Source organism: Janibacter limosus (assembly GCF_004295485.1).
Lineage (GTDB): Bacteria > Actinomycetota > Actinomycetes > Actinomycetales > Dermatophilaceae > Janibacter > Janibacter limosus_A.
The window spans coordinates 2,736,220-2,757,128 of the sequence record NZ_CP036164.1 but is presented as its reverse complement, the minus strand read 5'-3'; the positions used below and the strand labels follow the sequence as shown (position 1 = coordinate 2,757,128).

Here is a 20,909-nt window from a genome sequence, read left to right as displayed (position 1 = left end):
GCACGCCGAACTCAGGCGTACATCAGCCCGCCGTCGGTGAGCACCATCGCGCCGGTCATCATCGCGGACGCGTCGGAGAGCAGGAACGAGACGACCTCGGCAACCTGTTCGGGCGTGCCGAGCTTGCCGGTCGGGACCATCTCGCTCCAGTGGGCCTGCATGTCGGCACCGTAGGCTGCCAGCCCCTCGGTCAGGACCGTGCCCGGGCAGACGGCGTTGACCCGGATGTTGCGACGGGCGTACTGCAGTGCGACGTTCTTGGTTAGACCCACGACGCCGTGCTTGGCCGCGGTGTACCCGGCCATGCCGGGGGCGTTCTTGGTGCCGGCGTTGGAGGCCATGTTCACGATCGGCCCGCCGCCGGTCGTGAGCATCGCTGCGATCTCGGCGCGCAGGCAGAGGAAGGTGCCACGCAGGTCGACGGCGATGACGCGGTCGAAGTCCTCGACCGCCAGTTCGTGGAGGTCGGAGGGAGCGTGGGCGATGCCAGCGTTGTTGACGGCCATGTCGAGGCTGCCGTAGGTGCTGACGGCGAGGTCGACCATCGCCTGCACGTCGGTCGGGTCCGAGACGTCGCAGCGGATCGCGACGGCCTCACCGCCCCCGGCCGTGATGGTGTCGACGGTGGTCCGGGCGGCTGCCTCGTCGACGTCCGCGACGACGACCCGGGCGCCGCGCCGGGCGAGCAGGACCGAGGTGGCCCGACCGATGCCCGAGCCGCCGCCGGTGATGACGACGCTGCGATCGGTGAAGAGGGTGCTGCCCTCAAGGGCTGCTGGCTGGTTCATGAGCGGTCTCCGTCCGGGTCAAAGATCACGCTGACGTCGCAATCTTGGAAAAAGGCCTTGTCGTAGTCGACGTGGTGCGGTACACATTAGGCACTAGTAACACTAGATGTATCATTTGCAATCAGCAACAGCCGGGCAACGAGGCCCGACGACCGGGCGGAGCACCGTGACGCAACACCTGACCTTCCTCATGCTGGGACTGGGCAACGGCTCGGTATTCGCCGCGCTGGCGCTGGCTCTCGTCCTGACCTATCGCAGCTCGGGCGTCGTCAACTTCGCGACGGGCAGCATCGCGCTCGTCACGGCCTACGTCTACGCACTGCTCCGACAGGGTGAGCTGCTCAACCTCATCCCGGGCATGGACAACACGATCCCGATCGGCGAGCCCTGGGGCCTGGTGCCCGCGGCCCTCGCGGCGGTCGTCGTGGCCGGTCTCATCGGTCTGGGTCTGCACCTGGTCGTCTTCCGCCCCCTTCGGCACGCCCCCCCGGTGGCCAAGGCTGTGGCCTCGCTCGGTGTCTCGCTGCTGATCACCTCGCTCATCGCTGCCCGGATGGGCACGCAGGCGGTCAACGTCACGGCGATCTTCCCCACGGGTGCATGGCGCTTCGGCGAGGCCAACATCCCCAAGGACCGCGTCTACCTCGCCGGGACGGTCCTGGTCGTCGGGCTGCTCATCGCAGCCGGGTACCGGTACACCCGCTTGGGCCGCGCGACGAGCGCCGTCGCCGAGAGCGAGAAGGGCGCCTACGTCAGCGGCATCTCGCCGACGAACATCTCCGCCTACAACTGGGTGATCAGCTCGGCTGTCGCCGGACTCGGTGGCATCCTCATCTCGCCGATCGTGCCGCTGATCCCGGTGTCCTACACCCTCTTCATCGTCCCCGCGCTCGCGGCGGCCATCATGGGCGGCTTCGCCAGCATCCTCGTGGCCCTCTTCGCCGGCTTCCTCATCGGCATGCTGCAGTCCGAGGTGCAGTTCCTCGCGGGGTCTCACGACTGGCTGCCCAGCAGCGGGATGCCCGAGCTCGTGCCGCTCGTGCTGATCCTGGTCGTCCTCGTCCTGCGAGCCAAGCCCCTGCCGGGCCGCGGCTCCATCATCACCGCGACGCTCGGGCGGGCCCCTCGACCGCGGAGCCTGCTCATCCCCACCATCATCCCGACCGCCGCCGTCCTCGTCGGCCTGGTCGCCTTCTCCGGGGACTGGCGCAGCGGACTCATCTCGACCCTGATCTACGGCGTCATCGCGCTGTCGAGCGTCGTCGTCACCGGCTACGCAGGGCAGGTCTCCCTCGCCCAGCTCCCCCTCGCGGGGGTGGCCGCCTTCCTCCTCGCGCCCCTGACCGCTGACTGGGGGGTCCCCTTCCCGATCGCGCCGGTCGTGGCCGCGATCGGCGCGATGGTCGTCGGCGTGGTCATCGGCCTGCCGGCCCTGCGCATCCGCGGTCTGACCGTCGCCGTTGTCACCTTCGCCCTGGCCGGCGCGCTCGAGGCCCTGTGGTTCCGCAACGTCGACATCGTCGGCGAGGGCCTCAGGGTCGAGAACCCCACGCTCTTCGGGATCGACTTCGGGGTCGGCGCCGGTGACGCCTTCCCCCGGGCCACCTTCGGTCTGCTCTGCCTCGTGGTGCTCATCGCGGTGGCGATCAGTGTCGCCAAGCTGCGCACCAGCCGGCTGGGCTCGCAGATGCTCGCCGTCCGAGCCAATGAGCGCTCGGCAGCCGCGGCCGGGGTCAACGTGGTGCGGACCAAGATCATCGCCTTCGCGATCGGTTCCTTCATCGCCGGACTCGGCGGGGCCCTGCTCTCCTACAAGCTCGGTTCGGTGACGTACGACCCCTTCTCGGCGATCGTCGGCCTGGCCTTCTTCGGCACTGTCTACCTGGCCGGGATCACCTCGGTCAGCGGTGGCCTCTTCGCGGGCGTCATCGCGACCTTCGGGCTCATGTACGTCCTCCTGACCAATGTCTTCACCACCGGCCACTGGTACGAGGTCGTTGCTGCGGTCCTGCTCATCGTCACCGTCATCACCAATCCCGAGGGCATCATCAGCCATCCGCAGGGCGTCATCGAGCGCTGGCGTGAGCGTCGAGCAGGCACCGACCCGCTGGCCGACACCGGCGCTGCCGGGATCGCGCGCACGACCGACCTCGAGGTCGACACCGAGCTGGCCAGCGCTGATGCCGTGGCGCGGGAGGTCGGTCCCGATCTGCTCACCGTGCGTGGACTCACCGTCCGGTACGGCGGTGTCACCGCCGTCAGCGGGGTCGACCTCGAGGTCCGCGAGGGCGAGATCGTCGGACTCATCGGACCCAACGGCGCTGGCAAGACGACGGCCATCGACGCGATCAGCGGTTTCGCGACCGCCGAGGGCGCCGTCCGCCTCGGCGACACGGATCTGGCTGTACTCAAGCCCCACCGGCGGGTGGCTCAGGGCCTGGGCCGTACCTTCCAGGCGATCGAGCTCTACGAGGACCTCAGCGTCCGCGAGAACGTCATCGTCGGACTCACCGCGCGTGCCGCCCACGAGGCCGATCAGGACCCCGTCGAGGAGACGCTCGCACTGCTCGGTCTGGGCTCCGTGGCGGACCGTCCGGCGGGGTCGCTCTCGCAGGGGCAGCGCCAGCTGGTTTCCATCGCCCGGGCGATCATCGGACGACCCAAGGTGCTCCTCCTCGACGAACCCGCTGCCGGGCTCGACAGCACTGAGAGCCTCTGGCTCGGGGAGCGGCTGCGCGGCATCCGCGACAGCGGCATCACGATCCTCATGGTCGAGCACGACATGGGCCTGGTGCTCAGCCTGTGCGATCGGATCCACGTCCTCAACTTCGGTGAGCTCATCGCCTCTGGTAGCCCCCGTGAGATCCGGGCCAACCAGCAGGTCTCGCAGGCCTATCTCGGTACCTCGCACGTCAAGGTGGTGGCCTGATGCAGGGCGCACTCAGCACACGTCCCGTCCTCGAGACCCGGGGTCTCGGTGCCGGCTACGGCGCCATCTCGGTGATCCGCAGCCTTGACCTCAGCGTCGAACCCGGCACCGTGCTCGGCATCCTCGGACCCAACGGGTCGGGGAAGACGACCCTGATGCTCACCCTCGCGGGTCTGCTGCGGCACCAGGGTGGCGAGGTCCTCCTCGACGGCGAGGCCCTGCCGTCGGGTCGGGCGTCGGTCACCAACCGCGCCGGGGTGGTCCTCGTGCCGGACGACCGCGCCCTCTTCACCGGCTTGACCGTCCGGCAGAACATCGACATCGCTCGCCGCAAGGGCGGCATGTCGTGGGACGAGGTCGGTGACATGTTCCCCGCGCTCGCCGATCGGGCCAACCAGCGCGCCGGGTCCCTCTCCGGTGGCGAGCAGCAGATGCTCGCCGTGGCCCGCGGTCTGGTCCAGCAGCCCAAGGTCCTGCTCATCGACGAGATGAGCATGGGGCTGGCCCCCGTCATCGTCGAGGGCCTGCTGCCCGTCGTCCGCCGGATCGCCGACGAGGCCGGCGTGGTCGTCGTCCTCGTCGAGCAGCACGTCCAGCTCGCCCTCGAGGTCGCCGATCAGGCGCTCGTCCTCGTCCACGGCGATGCCGTCCTGCGGGGTGCGGCGGCCGACCTGGCCGCCGACCCCTCAGCACTGGAGGCCGCCTACCTCGGCGACTCCCCGAAGAGTCCCCCCGCTGCCGGGCCGCCGGCCGATGCAGCCCCATCAGAAAGTAGGACATCCCCATGAAGTCAAAGGCACTGCGGCGCACGCGCGTCGTCGTCCCCCTGACGGTCGCGGCCTTGACCCTCATCACCGCCTGCGGTGATGGCGGTTCGTCGACCTCGTCGTCGTCGGTCGACAGCAAGGCTGCGTCCGACGCACTCGGCGCGGAGAACAAGGCCAGTGGCGACCCGATCAAGATCGGCTACGTCGAGACCGGACAGACGGCCGCCATCGACACGACCAACGAGGACAAGACGGCGGCAGCCGTCCTCAAGTACGCCAACGACCACCTCGGTGGTGTCGGTGGGCGTCCGGCCGAGCTCGTCGTCTGCGAGACCAAGGGCACGCCTGCCGGCGCCCAGGAGTGCGGCAGCAAGTTCGTCCGCGAGGACGTGGTCGCCGTCGTGTCCAGCTCGGTCGGTGAGCCGGGACCCCTCATCAAGCAGCTGAACTCGGCCAAGATCCCCTTCACCGCCAACCTCGCGGCCAACGAGGCGGCGCTCAAGGGTGAGGACGTCTTCATCTTCGGCAACCCCCTGTCGGTCTTCGCGACCCCGGCGCAGTACGGCAAGGAGAAGGGGGCCACCAACGCGGCCCTCGTCGTCATCGACGTGCCCGGCAGCGCTGGTCCGGCCAAGACCCTGGCCCCGTTGCTCTTCGGCAACGCAGGAGCCAAGACCGACCCGGTCCTCATCGCCCCGGGCACGGCTGACATGACGCCGCAGATCCAGGCGGCCCTCAACAAGAAGCCGGACATCTGGTACGTCCTGGGTGACCCGAACTTCTGCTCGAGCGCGGCCAAGGCCTTCCAGACGCTGAACGTCACCGAGAACATCCTCATGGACGGTCGCTGCATCGGTGAGGACCCGGCGGCGGCGCTGCCCGGCATCGACAAGATGAAGTTCGTCACCGGCTTCACCACGGACCCGAAGGACGAGGACTACATCCTGCTCCGGGCCATCCTCGACAAGTACGCCGACGGCCTCGAGACCGACGTCTACGCCGAGACCGCGTTCCAGGGCACGCTCAGCCTGATCACCGGGATCAACGCCGGGAAGCCGGCCGAGGTCACCGCGGAGAACGTGACCAAGGCACTGCGCGAGGCTCCGGCCACGAACTACCCGCTCAGCGCCGGCACGACCTTCCAGTGCAACGGCAAGCAGGTGCCCAAGGCCATCTCGCCCAACATCTGCTCGACCGGTGGCCTGATCGCCTCGTCTGACGCCGACGGGACCTTGAAGGACTTCAAGGCCGTCGACGCCAAGGATCTCTACGTCATGCCGAAGAAGTAAGGCCTGCACGATCGAGGAGCGCACCATGGGCAGCCCCCCGCACGAGTCGAACTTGTGCGGGGGCTGCCGCGCGGCCGGACGATGCCGCCTCGGACTGAGGACCTGGGAGATCTCGGACGAAGGGGTCGTGGTCCGGGGGGCCTGCCCCGCCACGTGGACCGGTGGTCCTTCCATCGCCCATGGCGGGTGGACGGCTGCAGCCTTCGACGACGTCGTCGGGCGGACCGTCCGGGCCACCGGGGTGCGTTCGGTGACGGCTCACCTGGGGGTCGACTTCGTCCTCCCCGTCCCGGTCGAGAACGAGCTCGTGATCCGGGCCCGGATCACCGGCGCCGAGGGCCGCCGCCGCTTCGTCGAGGCAGTCCTCGAGCTCGCCGGCACCGGTGAGGTGCTGGCCCGGGCCGACGCCACCATGGTCGTCGTCGACGACCGCCACTACGACCGACACCGCGCCCACATGGACGAGCGGGCTGCAGGCGAACGAGGAGAAGCACCACATGCACGTTGACCTCACCGGATCACGGATCATCGTCACGGGCGGCGCTCGTGGCATCGGGGAGTCCCTGGTGCGGGTCCTGTGCGCCGAGGGCGCGCTCGTCGCGGTGCTCGACGTGCTCGATGACGCCGGGCAGGCAGTCGCGGGGTCGGCCACCGCTGCGGGCCCGGGACGAGCCGTCTACCACTCCTGCGATGTCACCTCCCGGAGCTCCGTGACAGAGGTCTTCGCCGCGGTGGCCGCAGACTTCGGTGGCCTCGACTCGCTGGTCCACGGTGCGGGGGTCGAGACGCGAACCCCGGCCGAAGAGCTCACGGACGCCGAGTGGGATCACGTGGTCGACGTGAGCCTGCGCGGCGCCTTCCTCACCAACCAGGCGGCCTTCCCCCTTCTGCAGGCCGGCGGCGGCCGCATCCTCAACGTCGCCTCCGGCGCCGGGCTCGACCCCTTCCCCGGCGCAGCCCACTACTCGGCTGCCAAGGCCGGTGTCATGGCCTGGACCCGCTCGGTCGCGCACGAGTGGGGCCGGCACGGCATCACCCTCAACGCGATCGTCCCGGCCATGTGGACGCCGATGTACCAAGCGACCCGTGACCACCTCACCCCCGAGCAGCTCGCGGCGCACGACGTCTTCATGGCCGGCCGGATCCCCGTGGGGGGCAAGCTGGGCGATCCCACGACCGATCTCGCCCCCGTGATCGTCACGCTCCTCTCGGACGTCACCCACTTCGTCACCGGTCAGATCATCTGCATCGACGGCGGCCTCAGCAGTGTCCGCTGACCCCGATGTCTTCGCGCTGCGCGCCTGGCTCGATGCCCAAGGGGTCGAAGGGGGCGCGCTGACCGACGTCCGGACGCTGCGGGGCGGTACGCAGAACCAGATCGGCGCCTTCGTGCGCGGCGGTCGAGCACTGGTCGTGCGACGTCAGCCGGTGCGCGAGGGGAGCGCCGGGGTGGACTCGGCTCGTCGCGAGGCCAGGGTGCTGCGGGCCCTCGCCGGCACCGATGTCCCCCACCCCCGGCTCGTCGGCGTGTGCCTGACGGCGGACGTCCTCGGCACTCCCTTCCAAGTGAGCGAGCTCGTGGAGGGCACCAGCCTCTGGGAGGCGGCCGACCCCAGCGATCGGGAGACTCGCGCGCTGCGCGCCGAGCCGAGCCGGATGCACGAGATCGGTGCCCAGATCGCGACCGGCTTCGGCGTGCTGGCCCGGCAGGACCCTCGGGCGCTCGGCCTCGACGACCTGGGCCGGGGGGCCGGCTGGGTCGCTCGGCAACCCGAGCGTTGGGGCCGCGTGCTGCGGACCCAACGCGCCCAGGTGGGTCTCGCGGCGCGCCTGGAGGGGGCTGACGAGATCCACGACTGGCTCGTCGACCACGTGCCCGCGGACGATCAGCCGGGCGTCGTCCACGGGGACGCGCACCTCGGCAACGTGCTGGTCCACCGTGACGGCAGCGGCGTGAGCATCATCGACTGGGAGCTGGCCACCGTCGGTGACCCGCTCCTCGACCTGGCCGAGCTCCTCGTCACCTGGCCGACCCCAGGGTCCCCCTACGCCTGGAGGGTCCGGGACCACGGGCTGCCCGACGAGGCCGTCGTCATCGACCAGTGGCGTGCGGCCAGCGGGAGGAGCGTCGACCGGCTGCCGTGGTTCCGGGTGCTCGCCGGCTACCGGCTCGCGGTGCTGCTCGAGGGCACGCACGTCCGCGCTCTCCAGGGGAAGGCTCCGCAGGAGATCGGCGCCGACCTCCACCGCCGAGCCCAGGAGCTGATGAGGAACGCCCTCTACACGTCAGCCCTCATCAACATCTCGAACGAATCCGCCGCCGACACCCCGAGGACCACGCATGTGGAGCTTTGAGACCGACCCCGACCACCAGGCCGAGCTCGACTGGGCGGCACACTTCATCGCCACCGAGGTCGAGCCGCTCGACATGCTCCTGGGGTCCCCCTTCGATCGCTCGGACCCGGCGGTGGCAGCGCACGTCCGCAGCCTGCAGGATGTCGTGCGTGCCCGCGGTCTGTGGGCCTGCCACCTCGGACCGGAGTTGGGCGGGCAGGGCTACGGCCAGCTGCGCCTGGCGCTGCTCAACGAGGTGCTCGGCGGTTCGAGCTGGGCCCCGACGATCTTCGGCTGCCAGGCCCCGGACTCAGGCAACGCCGAGATCCTGGCGCACTTCGGCACGCCGGAGCAGCAGGACCGCTATCTGCAACCCCTGCTCGACGGGGAGGTTTGCTCGACCTACGCGATGACCGAGCCGCACGCCGGCGCCGACCCGCTGCTCTTCACGACCACCGCCCGCCGAGACGGCGACGAGTGGGTGATCGACGGGGAGAAGTGGTTCGCCACCAATGCCCGCTTCGCCGCCTTCCTCATCGTCATGTGCGTCACCGACCCTGACGCGCAGGACCCGCACCGACGCATGTCGATGCTTCTCGTCCCGGCCGGGACTCCCGGTGTCGAGGTCGTCCGCAGCGTCGGGGTGGGGACCGACCGACCCGGGGAGGGGACCCACGGCTACCTGCGCTTCACGGGCGCCCGGGTCCCGGCCGACGCGCTGCTCGGCGAGGAGGGGCAGGCCTTCGTGGTCGCGCAGACCCGCCTCGGCGGTGGCCGGATCCACCATGCGATGCGCACGATCGGGCAGGTGCGTGCCGCCTTCGACATGATGCGCGAACGGGCGGTGTCACGCTCGACGCGCGCCGGGGCCCTCGGCTCGCTGCAGATGGTGCAGGAGCAGATCGCCGACAGCTGGATCGAGATCGAGCAGTTCAGGCTGCTCGTGCTGCGCACCGCCTGGCTCATCGACAAGGAGCAGGACTACCTCAGGGTGCGCAAGGAGATCGCGGCGGTCAAGGCACTGATGCCCAAGGTCTTCAGCGATGTCGTGAGTCGGGCGATGCACCTGCACGGTGCTCTCGGGGTCTCCGAGGAGATGCCCTTCATGGCGATGCTCAGCCGCGCCGAGGTGATGGCAGTCGCCGACGGGCCCACCGAGGTCCACAAGGTGACGGTGGCCAGGCAGCTGCTGCGCGGGGTCGAGCCGGTCGACGGCCTCTGGCCGAGTGCGCACCTGCCCAGCCGACGAGCTGCCGCACAGGCGCGACTCGGCGCCACGCTCGAAGCGGGAGTGGTCTCGTGAGCGCGTCGACGGAGCGGTGGACCGGTCGGGTCGCCGTGGTCACCGGCGGCACGCGCGGTCTGGGTCGCGAGATCGCGACGGGACTTGCAAGGAGAGGGGCCGAGGTCGTCATCGTGGGCCGCGACGAGGGGCGGGCGGTGACCGCCGCGTCCGAGATCGCCTCTGCGACAGAGGGCCTCGTCACCGGGATGGGATGTCACGTGGGCCGCTGGGCAGAGTGCGACGCCCTGGTCGAGCGGATACGGGAGACCCACGGGCGCCTTGACGTCCTGGTCAACAACGCCGGGATGTCGCCTCACTACGACGAGCTCACCGACGTGACCGAGGAGTACTTCGACAAGGTCTTCGCGGTGAACCTCAAGGGCCCCTTCCGGCTCAGCGCGCTGGCTGCCGAGCTGATGACGAAGGGGGATGGTGGCTCGATCGTCAACATCACCAGCGTCGCCGCGGTGCGGCCGAGGCGAGGCCAGGTGCCCTACGCGATGGCCAAGGCAGGACTGGCCACCCTCACCCACGCGATGGCTCATGCGTGCGGCCCGAAGGTGCGGGTCAACGCCGTTATGGCCGGGCCCTTCCTCACCGACGTGTCCCGGGCCTGGGACATGGAGGCCTTCGAGGCCCGGGCCCATCGAGAGATCCCACTCCAGCGGGCCGGTCGGCCCGAGGAGATCGCCGGAGCGGTCCTCTATCTCGCGGGTCCCGACTCGACCTACACCAGCGGTGCCGTCGTCAAGGTCGACGGTGGCGAGTCCTGGGCTCCGGCATGAGCACGACGTACCGCACGCTGGGGAGGTCCGGGCTGCGGGTCGCTCCCTTCGGGCTCGGGACGATGACCTTCGGCCAGTCCGGTTGGGGCTGCGACGAGGAGGTCGCCGGCCAGGTCCTCGACACCTATCTCGGCTGGGGCGGCAACCTCATCGACACCGCGGACATCTACGCCGGCGGCGAGTCCGAGCGGATCATCGGGCGCTACCTGGCTGACCGCGGGGCGCGTGCTGACGTCGTCCTCGCGACGAAGTACTCCATGGGCGCACGGCCGGGCCACCCCAATGCCGGCGGCAACGGGAGAGTCGCCATGCGTGGGGCGCTCGAGGGCTCGCTCGAACGGCTGGGCACCGACCACGTCGACCTCTACCTCGTCCACGCCTGGGACGGCACCACCCCGGTCGAAGAGGTGATGCGGGCCCTCGACGAGGTCGTGAGGGCAGGCCTGGTCCGACATGTCGCGCTCTCGGGCGTGCCGGCCTGGTACGCGGCCCGAGCAGCGACGATCGCCCAGTGGCGTGGCTACGAGCCGCCGGTCGCCGTCCAGCTCGAGTACTCGCTCGCCGAGCGGGGTCTCGAGCACGAGTTCCCCGGCCTCTGCCGCGAGGTCGGACTGGGGCTGATGACGTGGGGGCCGCTCGCCAACGGCCTGCTGGCCGGTGCCTACTCCTCGGTCGCACATGCCGAGGACCCGGAGGAGGCCGAGCTCCCGGACGGACGGATCAAGGCGACCTCCGCACGGCGCAACCCGGCGACGGACAAGCGCAACGAGCGCACCTGGGCCGTGGTCCGCGCGCTCGAGGAGCTGGCCGCCGAGGTCGGGGCGACGCCTGCGCAGGTCGCCATCGCCTGGCTGCGGGATCGCCCCGCGGTGACGACGGTGCTGCTCGGTGCCCGGCGTCCCGAGCAGCTGGAGCAGAACCTCAGGGCCGCTGACCTCGAGCTGCCCGCCGAGGCGCGGACCCGGCTCGACGAGCTCAGTGTCCCTCCCCGCACCGTGCCCTACGGCTTCATGCCGTGGGCCCAGTCCCTGATGAACGCCGACCTGGAAGAAGACACCCTGTGAAGATCGCTCGATATCTGGCCGACGACGGACCCACCTGGGGTCTCGTCGAGATCGCCACGGAGCGGGCGACCGTTCGCCCGATCCGCGGAGCCATCTCCGAGTGGGCGCCGGCCCTCGTCTCGTCCGGCTTCGCCGACCTGCCGGTCGAGGACGAGGAGCTGCCGCTGGAGAGCGTGCGGCTCCTCGCGCCCGTCGAGGCCGCCACCAAGGTGCTCGGCGTCGGCGCCAACTACTGGGAGCACCTGCGTCGTCTCGGCCGCACCGAGCGACCCACGCATCTCGCCTCCTTCATCAAGCCGATCAGCGCGATCGTCGGACCGGACGACGAGATCCGCTACCCCCTTCTCACCCAGGAGCTCGACTACGAGGTCGAGCTGGTCGCCGTCATGGGCACCCCGGTGACACCGATGACTGCCGACGCCGTGCCCGCGGTGCTCGGCTACACCGTCGGCAACGACATCAGTGCCCGCGACTTCCGTCACGGCGACAAGGGTCCCGATCTCGTGAGCATGAAGGCCAACGACGCGACGACGCCGCTCGGGCCCTGGATCGTGACCGCCGATGAGCTCGCACCTGCCGACCAGCTCGACCTGACCATCACCTGCCGCGTGGACGGTGAGGTGCGCCAAGAGGACTCGACCTCGCAGATGCTCTGGAGGGTGCCCGAGATCCTCGACTTCTTCCGGCTGCGGATCTCGCTGGCGCCCGGTGACATGGTCTTCACCGGGACGACCTGCGGGGTGGGGCTCGAGGACGGCCGCTTCCTCACCGAGGGCCAGACCGTCGAGACCGAGGTCGAGTCGATCGGCGTCCTGCGCAATGTCGTCGGCGCTCGCGGCGAACGAGGCTAGACGTGCGCGCGGCTGTCGTGACGCAGCTGGGAGGCCCCGAGGCCGTCGTGATCCGGGAGGTCGAGCGGCCATCGCTGCGTCCGGGCACGGTGCGGGTCGCTGTCTCCCACGCGGCACTGAACTTCCCGGATCTGCTGATCATGGCTGGGCGGTACCAGGCCAAGGTCGACCCTCCCTACGTGCCCGGCTGCGAGTTCTCGGGGACGGTCCTCGAGGTCGCCGACGGGGTGAGCGAGGTCGCGCCCGGTGACACGGTCTTCGGCCTGGCGACCCACGGTGCTCTGGCCGAGGAGGTCGTCATCGACGCCTGGCGGGTCACGCCGGTGCCGACCGGCCACGACCTGGACCTGCGGACCCTCGCGGCTTTCGGCGTCACCTACACGACGGCCTACCACGCCCTGCGGACCTTCGGTCGGGTGGCGCGGGGGGAGTGGGTCACGGTCCTCGGGGCAGCCGGTGGCGTCGGGCTCGCGGCAGTGGACATCGCGGGCGCGCTCGGCGCGCGCACCGTGGCCGTGGCACGCGGCCACGACCGGCTGGAGGTCTGCCGACAGTCGGGCGCCGACGTGCTCGTCGACTACTCGACGAGCGACGTGAAGCAGGCGGTGAAGGACGCCACCGGTGGGGGCGCCGACGTCATCATCGACCCGGTGGGGGGCGACCTGGCCGAGCCGTCCCTGCGGGCGATGCGGTGGGGCGGTCGTTATGTCGTCGTCGGGTTCGCCTCCGGCGAGATCCCGAAGATCCCGCTCAACCTCGTGCTGCTCAAGGGCGTGTGGGTCGTCGGGTTCGAGAACCGCACCATCCTCGAGCACCTGACCGAGGTCGCCCGGGGGCATCGTCGCGAGGTGCTCCAGCTGTTGCTCGAGGAGCGGGTGCATCCGCGCGTCGCCGCGGTGCACCCCCTTCGCCAGGTCGTGACCGGACTCCACCAGCTCCAGGACCGCACCATCGCAGGAAAGGTCGTCATCGATGTCCGAGCACAGTGAGCACACTGGGCAGGTCGCCCTCATCACCGGTGGAGCGAGAGGTTTCGGGGCCGCCTTCGCCGCGTCGTTCGCCGCCGACGGCGTGGCCGTTGTCCTGGTGGACCTCGATGGCGCGGCTGCCGAGGAGACCGCCGCCGGGTTGCGCGCGCAGGGTGCCCGAGCTCTCGCGATCGAGGCCGACGTCACGGACGAGGTCGGCATGTCCGCCGCGGTGGCCCGGACGGTGGACACCTTCGGGTCCCTCGACATCTTGGTCAACAATGCCGGCCTGCACCTCGTGCGCTACAACCGACCCTTCGCCGAGCTGGGCGTGGACGAGCTGAGGCGGCTCCTCGACGTCAATGTCGTCGGCCTCGTGGTCACGACCTTGGCGGCTCGCGAGGCGATGCGGGCCGCCGGCGGGGGCTGTGTCGTCAACATCTCGTCGATCGCGGGCTACCTGTCGAAGACCCCCTACGGGGTGTCCAAGCTGGCGGTGCGCGGGGTGACGGTGGCGTTGGCGAATGATCTGGCAGCCGACAAGATCCGGGTGAACGCGGTGGCGCCCGGCCTCATGGGAACCGAGAGCGCGCTCGCTGAGCTGCCCACGGCGATGGTCGAGGACTTCGTCTCGAACCTGCAGCTCGTGCACCGCCTGGGGGAGCAGGATGACGTCGTCGCCGCGGTCCGCTACCTGTGCAGCCCGGCCGCATCGTTCATCACCGGGGAGACCATCAAGGTGTCGGGGGGCTACCCGCTGGGCCTGATGTAGCGACGCGTCCCGGTGCGCAGGGACCGAAACGTCAGATCGCGGCGTCCTTGACCGCGGGTCGGTAGCACACCGCCATGAGCAGGCCGGCCGCGGCGATCCCGCCGACGAGCGAGACGACAGCCCAGACCGGGCCGGCGACGTCCAGACCCAGGGCGTCATCGAGCGACCAGGCGCCCGGGCCCGTGGCGGCGAGGCCGATCGCCACCATGGCGACCAGCAGCGTGTACTCCCACCCGCCCTTGAAGACGAAGTACCCCTTGCCGCGGTGGTCGGTGAGCGCGGCGACGGCCATCAGGCCCACGAACGCGGTCGACGAGAGCCCGGTGAGGAGACCGAGCGTCATGAGCACACCGGCGCCCATCTCCGTGGCCGCAGCGACTCGCGCCTGGACCGCGGGGAAGCGGAGGCCGAGGGCGCGGAACCAGCCCGTCGTCCCGTCCAGCCCCCCGCCGCCGAAGACCTTGTTCCAGCCGTGGACGATGAGCATCGGGCCGAGCGCGAGTCGCACGACGAGCAGGCCGAGGTCGAGATCCATCACAGTCCTCCGAAGAGTTGTCGGGCGTTGGTCCGCAGGATGCGGGTGAGCGCGTCAGGGGCGAGGCCGCTGTCGGCGTGGTACGCCATGGTCTGCGCGTAGGTGGTGAAGTGGAGCATCACGGGGTAGTCGCTGCCGGCCAGCAGCCGATCAGCCCCGAAGGCCTCGGCGGCGGCGCCCAAGGCCGTAGACGAACCGTGGGACACCGTGTCGTACCAGAAGCGGCGCGCCGTCTCGCTGGGCCGCTCGGTCAGCCCGGACACACTCATCGGCAGCTGGTTGTCGAGCCGGTCGAGCAGCATCGGCAGCGCCCCACCGAGGTGGGGGACGATGATGTCGATGCCGGGGAAGCGCTCGGGCACGCGCGCCGTCATGAGGTGCAGCGCTGCGACGGTGTCCTCGAAGACCGTCCCCGCGGTGGGCGCCAGCCCCCAGTCCGTGACCAAGGGCGAGCGGAGCCCGTTGACGCTGGGGTGGAGGAAGAGCACGCCGACCCGCCGGTCGAGCTCGGCGAGGACCGGCTCGAAGGCCGGGTCGGCGACCGAGCGTCCACCCACCGAGCAGTGGATGATCACGCCGACCGCGCCGAGGGTGTCGAGCGCGTGCTCGACCTCGTCGAGCGCGGCATCGACGTGGGGGAGCGGCAGGGCGGCGAAGAAGGAGAATCGATCCGGGTGCGCGGCGACCAGCGCGGCGTGGGTGGTGTTGACCAGCCGGGCAGCACGCCGGGCCGAGTCCTGGTCGGCTGCGTACGGACCGACGGTCGGCGAGAGGACCTGGCGCGCGACACCGGCCCGGTCCATGTGCTCGAGACGGCGCTCGATGCTGCTGGGGTCTGCGCCGGAGGGGGCGGGACACGGGGGCTCGCTCGGGGTCGACGCCGGGGGCCCCGCCTGCCCGTAGCCGGGCAGGTCGAGACCGGCCGCGCGCAGCAGCGATGAGTAGTCCGGCAGGGAGACGTGCGCGTGCACGTCGATGATCGAGCGGTCCACGTGGTCCATGCGGTCAGGCGCCGCGCTCGTCCGCCTTGCACCGGCAGGTCCCGGCCTGGTGCAGCTCGATCATGTTGCCGCTCGGGTCGTGGAGGAAGATCTGCAGCTGCTCGTCGCGCCCGATCCGCCAGTACACGGCCTCGAGGCGGTCGAGCTCGGCGCGCGCCGCGGTGATGTCCGGTACGCCGAAGGCGACGTGAGGCGTGAAGGGGTCGCGATCGGGGGTGCGGGCGTGCTCCGACACCCCTTCGAGTGCGAAGAGGTGGACCTGCGACTGACCGACGTCCATCCAGAGGAGGGGGATGCCGGGCACCTCGCGTGCGCCGGGGTCGGGGTGGAGCCCGAGGACGTCACCGAAGAAGTTGCGGGTCGCCTCCTCCCTGCCGGGCACGATACGAATCGCGTGGTGGTGCAGCTCGAGTCCGTCGAGTGCCATCGGGTCTCCTCGGGGTGTGGGCGGAGGTGGAAGGGAGGGGAGTGCGCGTTATCGGGTGAGCAGGAGCGCGCCGCCGTGCGGGCCTCCGCCCGCCGCCGCCAGCGCGACCTCGGCGCCCTGGACCTGCCGCGCGCCGGCCTCGCCGCGCAGCTGGAGGCAGGCCTCGTAGAAGTGGCCCCACCCGTGGAGACGACCGGCGGACAGCTGACCGCCGCTGGTGTTGAGCGGGAGCGTGCCCGTCAGCGAGATGTTGTCGCCCCCTTCGACGAAGGCGGGAGCCTCGCCGTAGCCGCAGAAACCCAGCGACTCGAGCCACATGATCGTCAGGAAGGTGAAGCCGTCGTAGAGCTGCGCCGTGTCGACGTCGGCGGGGCGCAGGTCGGTCCGGCTCCACAGGTGCCTGGCGGCGTCGGCAGCGGCCATGTCGTGCGGGTGCCGCCACTGGTCCCAGCCCGGGTCGTTGCGCATGGCCGAACCGATGGCCTCGATCCGGACGACCTTGGGGGCGTCGCCGGCGGTCTCGGCGGCAGAGACGACCGCCGCGATGCTGCCGTCGGTCGGGACATCGCAGTCGAGCAAGCAGAAGGGTTCGCTGATCATCCGCGCCGCGAGGTAGTCGTCGATGGTGATCGGCTCGGTGAAGACGGCGTCGGGGTTGTCGGCGGCATAGCGGCGCTGGCTCACGGACAGCCAGCCCACCTGGTCGCGGCGGGCCCCCGTCTCGTGGACGTAGCGTTGGTAGTTCATGGCGAGCCAGTTGGCTGCCGAGACCGCCCCGAAGGGGCGCTGCCACTGCAACGAGCCGGTGACCCCGCCCTGGTCGGCGCCGTTGGTGAGGACGCGCCCGCCCGCGCCCTGGGCGGTCGACTCCTCCGTGGTGCGGTAGACGAGGATGTGCCGTGCGACACCGGCGGACACGGCCATTGCCGCCGCCATGATCGGTGTCAGCTGGGCCGGGCCCTCCTGGCACGCGAGGTGCCACTTCAGGTCGAGGTCGAGCGCCCCCTTCACCCGCCAGGGGCTGGGCCCGTTGAAGCCGGGCGCGGCCGGGTACTCGCCGGGCCACGCGACGACTCCGTCGATGTCGGCCATGGTGAGCCCGGCGTCGGCGACTGCGGCTCGAGCGGCCTGGACGGTGAGGTCGAGGCCGGAGCGCCCGAGCCGTCGGCCGGTGTCGGAGCGGCCGATCCCGGTGATGGCGGCGTCGTGCTCGAAGTGGTCGCGGCTCATGCTGGTGCCTTCTCGTCGGTCGTGGTGAGGGGCTCGAAGAAGGGGAGGTGGATCTCGCCGTGCTGCTCGAAGGTCACCTGCACCCGCTGGCCGATGTGCACCGACTCGGGGTCGCAGCCGACGATTCGGGTCATCAGCTGCAACCCCTCCTGCTCGTCGAGCTCGACGATCGCGATGACATAGGGCGGCGTGATCGCGGGGAGGAAGGGCTGGCGGTTGATCGTGTGGCTGTAGACCGTGCCGAGTCCCGACACCGGCGTGGGGACCGGGGTGCAGGTGCCGTAGGGAGGGCAGTCGGGCCGTGGTGGGTGGAACCAGCGCCCGGTCTCTGCGCACCGCTGGATGCGCAGCCGGCCGTCCGCGCCGGAGGTCCAGAAGAACTCGGTCTCGGGCGTGAGCCGCGGAAGGGGAGGTTCGAGCGCTGGCACCGTCATGCTCCGAAGATACACTAGTGACGAATAGTGTTTTATCTGGCACAGTGTCGACATGGTCGCGTCGCGCGGCCCCAGGGGTGAGCAGGCTCACCCGGGCAGGCGAGGAGGCAGATGGGCAACGTTCTCGACGGGGTCCGGGTCATCGAGGTGGCGATGTGGACCTTCGTCCCCTCGGCAGGAGCGGCCCTGGCGGAGTGGGGCGCCGATGTCATCAAGGTCGAGCACCCGGTCACCGGCGATGCGCAGCGAGGGTTGGTCAACTCCAGGTTCCTCCCACAGCAGGCCGGCGGGGCGAACTACATGATGGAGGTGCCCAACCGGGGCAAGCGCTCCATCGGTCTCGACCTCGGCACGGACGAGGGGCGCTCGATCCTCTACCGGCTCTGCGAGGACGCCGACGTCTTCCTGACGAACTTCCTGCCGGATGCCCGGGCCCGCCTGGGCATCGACGTCGACGACATCCGGGCGCACAACCCCACGGTGATCTACGCCCGGGGCAGCGGCGCCGGGCAGCGCGGCCCGGAGGCGCACAAGGGCGGCTTCGACAGCTCGTCCTACTGGGCGCGCGGCGGCATCGGTTACGCCGTCACCCCGCCCGACGCGTCCTACCCCGTGCGGATGCGCTCGGCCTTCGGCGACGTGATGGGCGGCCTGACGATCGCCGGTGGCCTGGCCGCGGCGCTCTTCCACCGCGAACGCACGGGGGAGCCCAGCGTCGTCGACGTCTCGTTGCTCAACCTCGCGATGTGGAACCTGTCGGTCGACATCGCGTCGGCGCCGCTCTTCCCCGAGGAAGGGGTGCACCGCTACGACCCCGAGGCGATGATCAACCCGACGGTCGGTATGTACCCCACCCGGGACGGTCGCCACCTCAACCTCACCATGCTTCAGTCGGACCGCTACTGGGCCGAGCTCGTCGACGCGATGGGGTGCCCCGAGCTCGCCGACGACCCGCGGTTCATCGATCACGCTGCGAGAGAGCGCAACTCGGCGGACTGCACGCAGGCGCTCAAGGCGGTCTTCCTCGGCCGGACGCTCGACGAGTGGCGCGATGCGCTCGCTGCCATCGAAGGGGTCTGGTCGCCGCTCCAGACCCCTCTCGAGGTCCATGACGACCCGATGGTCGCCGCCAACGGCTACCTGCCGGTCGTCGAGACGACGAGCGGCAGGTCCTTGGCCCTCGTGGCCAACCCGGTGCAGTTCGACGAGCAGCCCGCCCAGCCGACCGGCGCGCCGGAGCACGGTCAGCACACCGAGGAGATCCTGCTCGACCACGGCTACGACTGGGACGACCTCGTCGGCCTCAAGGAGCGAGGGGTGATCACATGAGCCGGTCCGTGCCCCCGAAGGACCCCACCGCCCCCTCGCCGCGCGTCCCCCTGCGGGCCGACGCCGACGGGGACGCGCTGCTGCGGACCATCTACGACAAGGTCACGGCGACCGCGGGTCGGGTCCCGACCCTCTACCAGGCGCTCGGCAACGCGCCCGCCCAGCTGCAGGGGTGGATCGACGCGGCCTGGGCGCTCCGGGCACAGGCGCACAGCGACAGGGCGCTGCGCGAGCTCGCGATCCTGCGCTGCGCCTACCTCGCCCAGAGCGAGTACGTGTGGTGCAGCCATGTCCACCTCGCCATCGTCGAGGGGGCCAGCGAGCAGCAGGTGGCCCACATCACCGAGTGGTCCGCGCACCGGGCGGACTACCCGCCCGCGACGCAAGCGGTGCTTGCCCTGACCGACGATCTCGCCGGTCAGGGGCAGGTGGCAGAGGCGACCTGGCAGGCCGCGGCCGAGCACCTGGACCCCGAGGCCCTCGTCGAGGTCGTCCTGACGCTCAGCTGGTACCTGCACGTGGCGCGCGTCGTCGAGACCCTGCACATCCCACCCGAGGGCTACCACGCCCGCGTTGCCCCCCTTCCACCACGCCCCGGCACCGGGGCCCCGGACCAGGAGAAATGAACATGCGAGCAGCAGTCCTGCAAGAGCGCGGCGGCACCCCTGTGGTCGTCGACCACGAGGAGCCCTCGGAGCAGGCGGGTGCCGTCCTCATCGACGTCGACACCGCCGGGCTCGGCGGCTGGGACGTCGTCGGTGCCTATCGCGAGTCCGTCGACTTCCCCTGCGTCGTGCGGGGAGAAGGGGTGGGGCGCGACCAGGACGGACGCCGGGTCTACTTCGGCGAGCGCTCGGTCCTCCCCTTCGGCGCGTTGGCCGAGCGCACCGTCGTGCCCGTGCCCGAGGTCTGGGAGGTGCCGGACGGTGTCGACGATGCGACCGCGATCACCATGGCCATCGCCGGGACCGGTGCACTGCTGCCCCTCGAAGCGACCAGGATCGAGGCGGGGGACCGCGTGCTCGTTGTCGGCGGCACGGGTGCGCTCGGTCGCATCGCGCTCCCGCTGGCCCGCCACTTCGGCGCGGGCCGGGTCGTGGCGGCCGCTCGGGATGCGGATGCGCTGGCCGACCTCAAGTCGGCCGGCATCGCCGACGAGGTCGTCACCCTGACGGGTGAGGACGATGCCGCGCGGCTGCGCGACGCGAGTGGCGGCGACGGTTTCGACGCCGTGCTCGACCTCGTTTACGGGGCGCCCCTGGAGGCGGCGATCGCCGCCACCCGCTGGGGCGCGCGCATCGTCAACGCCGGCACCCTCGCCGGCCGCCAGGTCACACTCGGGCCGGGTGCGCTGCTCTTCCGCACCCTGACAACCATCGGCACTGGTCAGCGGCCACCCGCCGAGCGCGAGCAGATCTGGCGCCGCCTGCTCCAGCTGTCGACCGAGGTCGACCTGTCGATGCCGACCACGCACTATGCGCTCGAGGACGCTGCGACCGCTTGGCAGGCCCAGGTGGCGAGCCCCCACGGCAAGGTCATCGTCGACATACGCTGAGCCGGACGCATCCCTCGACGGCAGGGGTCAGCCGTCGAGGTGGGCTCGCAAGGTGACGAGGCTGGCGTCGAGCAGCGCCAGCAGGTCGGAGTCGGGATGGTCGAGCCACTGGTCATAGGCCGTGACCGCCAGCGCGAGGCTGACCCGGCCGATCAGGAGTGGCTCCAGCGCCGTCGGGTCCACGCCTCGAGCCGTCGCCACGTGGTCGGCGATCACCCGGCGCCACTGCGCGTAGCGGAGCGTTGAGTGGGCCTGCAGCGCGGGGGTGTGCAGGATCAGCTCGAGGCGCTGGCGATGGGCGGGGAGGACCTCGGCCGGGTAGGTGTGGAAGGCCAGCACCCCCTGGTGCACCCGCTGCCAGAGCGGCAGCGACGAGGGGAGCGCGTCGAGGATCGCGCGGAAGTCGCCCGCTCACCCGTCTCCTGGGGCGACGTCTGGAGGACCTCGCCTACGGGGCGGGAGTGTGGATCGGCGCGCTGCGGGACCGCTCCGTGCAGGGCCTGCGACCCCGGATCGTCGGACGTCGACCCCGCCTGCGACGGACGGGGTGTGCACGGCCCTGACGC

General features: G+C 70.8%; 22 protein-coding genes. 15 read left to right on the top strand and 7 right to left on the bottom strand.

Annotated elements, in window-relative coordinates; all coding sequences use genetic code 11:
- Nucleotides 1-11 precede the first annotated feature (11 nt).
- Complete coding sequence (locus EXU32_RS13160; protein WP_130630310.1) at nucleotides 12-788, bottom strand: SDR family NAD(P)-dependent oxidoreductase; 777 nt, start codon at nucleotides 786-788, stop codon at nucleotides 12-14.
- A 166-nt stretch (nucleotides 789-954) separates the two neighbouring features.
- Here EXU32_RS13160 and EXU32_RS13155 point away from each other — a divergent pair, with 166 nt between their 5' ends.
- Genes EXU32_RS13155 through EXU32_RS13100 form a run of 12 tightly spaced genes read left to right on the top strand, consistent with a single transcriptional unit; the run spans nucleotide 955 to nucleotide 13,832 of the window.
- The gene (locus tag EXU32_RS13155; RefSeq protein ID WP_130630309.1) at nucleotides 955-3,717 is read left to right on the top strand and encodes a branched-chain amino acid ABC transporter permease/ATP-binding protein; all 2,763 of its coding nucleotides are present in this window, start codon (nucleotides 955-957) and stop codon (nucleotides 3,715-3,717) included.
- Nucleotides 3,717-4,505 (top strand): ABC transporter ATP-binding protein, encoded by a 789-nt coding sequence (locus EXU32_RS13150; protein ID WP_130630308.1) that lies wholly within the window; start codon nucleotides 3,717-3,719, stop codon nucleotides 4,503-4,505. The genes EXU32_RS13155 and EXU32_RS13150 overlap by 1 nt, the downstream gene beginning before the upstream one ends.
- Complete coding sequence (locus EXU32_RS13145; RefSeq protein ID WP_130630307.1) at nucleotides 4,502-5,773, top strand: ABC transporter substrate-binding protein; 1,272 nt, start codon at nucleotides 4,502-4,504, stop codon at nucleotides 5,771-5,773. The genes EXU32_RS13150 and EXU32_RS13145 overlap by 4 nt, the downstream gene beginning before the upstream one ends.
- A gap of 25 nt (nucleotides 5,774-5,798) precedes the next feature.
- On the top strand, nucleotides 5,799-6,281 hold the full coding sequence (locus tag EXU32_RS13140) for a PaaI family thioesterase (protein WP_130630306.1): 483 nt from the start codon (nucleotides 5,799-5,801) through the stop codon (nucleotides 6,279-6,281).
- Nucleotides 6,271-7,050 (top strand): SDR family NAD(P)-dependent oxidoreductase, encoded by a 780-nt coding sequence (locus EXU32_RS13135; RefSeq protein ID WP_130630305.1) that lies wholly within the window; start codon nucleotides 6,271-6,273, stop codon nucleotides 7,048-7,050. Before EXU32_RS13140 ends, EXU32_RS13135 begins: the two co-directional genes overlap by 11 nt.
- A complete protein-coding gene (locus EXU32_RS13130; protein WP_130630304.1) occupies nucleotides 7,040-8,128 on the top strand; it encodes a phosphotransferase family protein in 1,089 nt (362 codons plus the stop codon). The genes EXU32_RS13135 and EXU32_RS13130 overlap by 11 nt, the downstream gene beginning before the upstream one ends.
- The gene (locus EXU32_RS13125) at nucleotides 8,115-9,410 is read left to right on the top strand and encodes an acyl-CoA dehydrogenase family protein (protein ID WP_130630303.1); all 1,296 of its coding nucleotides are present in this window, start codon (nucleotides 8,115-8,117) and stop codon (nucleotides 9,408-9,410) included. The genes EXU32_RS13130 and EXU32_RS13125 overlap by 14 nt, the downstream gene beginning before the upstream one ends.
- Entirely contained in the window at nucleotides 9,407-10,177 is a 771-nt protein-coding gene (locus tag EXU32_RS13120; protein ID WP_130630302.1) for an SDR family NAD(P)-dependent oxidoreductase, read from the top strand. The genes EXU32_RS13125 and EXU32_RS13120 overlap by 4 nt, the downstream gene beginning before the upstream one ends.
- On the top strand, nucleotides 10,174-11,241 hold the full coding sequence (locus EXU32_RS13115) for an aldo/keto reductase (protein WP_130630301.1): 1,068 nt from the start codon (nucleotides 10,174-10,176) through the stop codon (nucleotides 11,239-11,241). The genes EXU32_RS13120 and EXU32_RS13115 overlap by 4 nt, the downstream gene beginning before the upstream one ends.
- Complete coding sequence (locus tag EXU32_RS13110) at nucleotides 11,238-12,092, top strand: fumarylacetoacetate hydrolase family protein (protein ID WP_130630300.1); 855 nt, start codon at nucleotides 11,238-11,240, stop codon at nucleotides 12,090-12,092. Before EXU32_RS13115 ends, EXU32_RS13110 begins: the two co-directional genes overlap by 4 nt.
- A 2-nt stretch (nucleotides 12,093-12,094) precedes the next feature.
- Nucleotides 12,095-13,081 (top strand): NADPH:quinone oxidoreductase family protein, encoded by a 987-nt coding sequence (locus EXU32_RS13105; RefSeq protein WP_130630299.1) that lies wholly within the window; start codon nucleotides 12,095-12,097, stop codon nucleotides 13,079-13,081.
- A complete protein-coding gene (locus tag EXU32_RS13100; protein WP_130630298.1) occupies nucleotides 13,065-13,832 on the top strand; it encodes an SDR family NAD(P)-dependent oxidoreductase in 768 nt (255 codons plus the stop codon). Before EXU32_RS13105 ends, EXU32_RS13100 begins: the two co-directional genes overlap by 17 nt.
- A gap of 31 nt (nucleotides 13,833-13,863) precedes the next feature.
- On the opposite strand, the gene EXU32_RS13095 is transcribed toward EXU32_RS13100, so the two are convergent.
- From EXU32_RS13095 to EXU32_RS17355, 5 genes are read right to left on the bottom strand one after another with little or no spacing between them, the layout of a single operon-like run.
- Entirely contained in the window at nucleotides 13,864-14,367 is a 504-nt protein-coding gene (locus EXU32_RS13095) for a DoxX family protein (RefSeq protein ID WP_130630297.1), read from the bottom strand.
- Entirely contained in the window at nucleotides 14,367-15,368 is a 1,002-nt protein-coding gene (locus EXU32_RS13090) for an amidohydrolase family protein (protein WP_130630296.1), read from the bottom strand. Before EXU32_RS13090 ends, EXU32_RS13095 begins: the two co-directional genes overlap by 1 nt.
- A 4-nt stretch (nucleotides 15,369-15,372) precedes the next feature.
- Nucleotides 15,373-15,795 (bottom strand): VOC family protein, encoded by a 423-nt coding sequence (locus tag EXU32_RS13085; protein WP_068424730.1) that lies wholly within the window; start codon nucleotides 15,793-15,795, stop codon nucleotides 15,373-15,375.
- A gap of 48 nt (nucleotides 15,796-15,843) precedes the next feature.
- A complete protein-coding gene (locus EXU32_RS13080) occupies nucleotides 15,844-17,025 on the bottom strand; it encodes a thiolase C-terminal domain-containing protein (protein WP_207233798.1) in 1,182 nt (393 codons plus the stop codon).
- Nucleotides 17,022-17,459 (bottom strand): Zn-ribbon domain-containing OB-fold protein, encoded by a 438-nt coding sequence (locus EXU32_RS17355; RefSeq protein WP_207233797.1) that lies wholly within the window; start codon nucleotides 17,457-17,459, stop codon nucleotides 17,022-17,024. The genes EXU32_RS13080 and EXU32_RS17355 overlap by 4 nt, the downstream gene beginning before the upstream one ends.
- Before the next feature lie 111 nt (nucleotides 17,460-17,570).
- Here EXU32_RS17355 and EXU32_RS13075 point away from each other — a divergent pair, with 111 nt between their 5' ends.
- The 3 genes from EXU32_RS13075 to EXU32_RS13065 are packed head-to-tail and all read left to right on the top strand — an operon-like array spanning nucleotide 17,571 to nucleotide 20,343.
- Complete coding sequence (locus EXU32_RS13075; RefSeq protein WP_130630295.1) at nucleotides 17,571-18,788, top strand: CaiB/BaiF CoA transferase family protein; 1,218 nt, start codon at nucleotides 17,571-17,573, stop codon at nucleotides 18,786-18,788.
- On the top strand, nucleotides 18,785-19,414 hold the full coding sequence (locus EXU32_RS13070) for a carboxymuconolactone decarboxylase family protein (RefSeq protein WP_130630294.1): 630 nt from the start codon (nucleotides 18,785-18,787) through the stop codon (nucleotides 19,412-19,414). The genes EXU32_RS13075 and EXU32_RS13070 overlap by 4 nt, the downstream gene beginning before the upstream one ends.
- 2 nt (nucleotides 19,415-19,416) lie before the next feature.
- Entirely contained in the window at nucleotides 19,417-20,343 is a 927-nt protein-coding gene (locus EXU32_RS13065) for a quinone oxidoreductase family protein (protein WP_130630293.1), read from the top strand.
- 27 nt (nucleotides 20,344-20,370) lie between these two features.
- Here the strand turns inward: EXU32_RS13065 and EXU32_RS17210 are convergent, their stop codons facing one another.
- On the bottom strand, nucleotides 20,371-20,682 hold the full coding sequence (locus EXU32_RS17210) for a hypothetical protein (RefSeq protein ID WP_165399673.1): 312 nt from the start codon (nucleotides 20,680-20,682) through the stop codon (nucleotides 20,371-20,373).
- Nucleotides 20,683-20,909 lie beyond the last annotated feature (227 nt).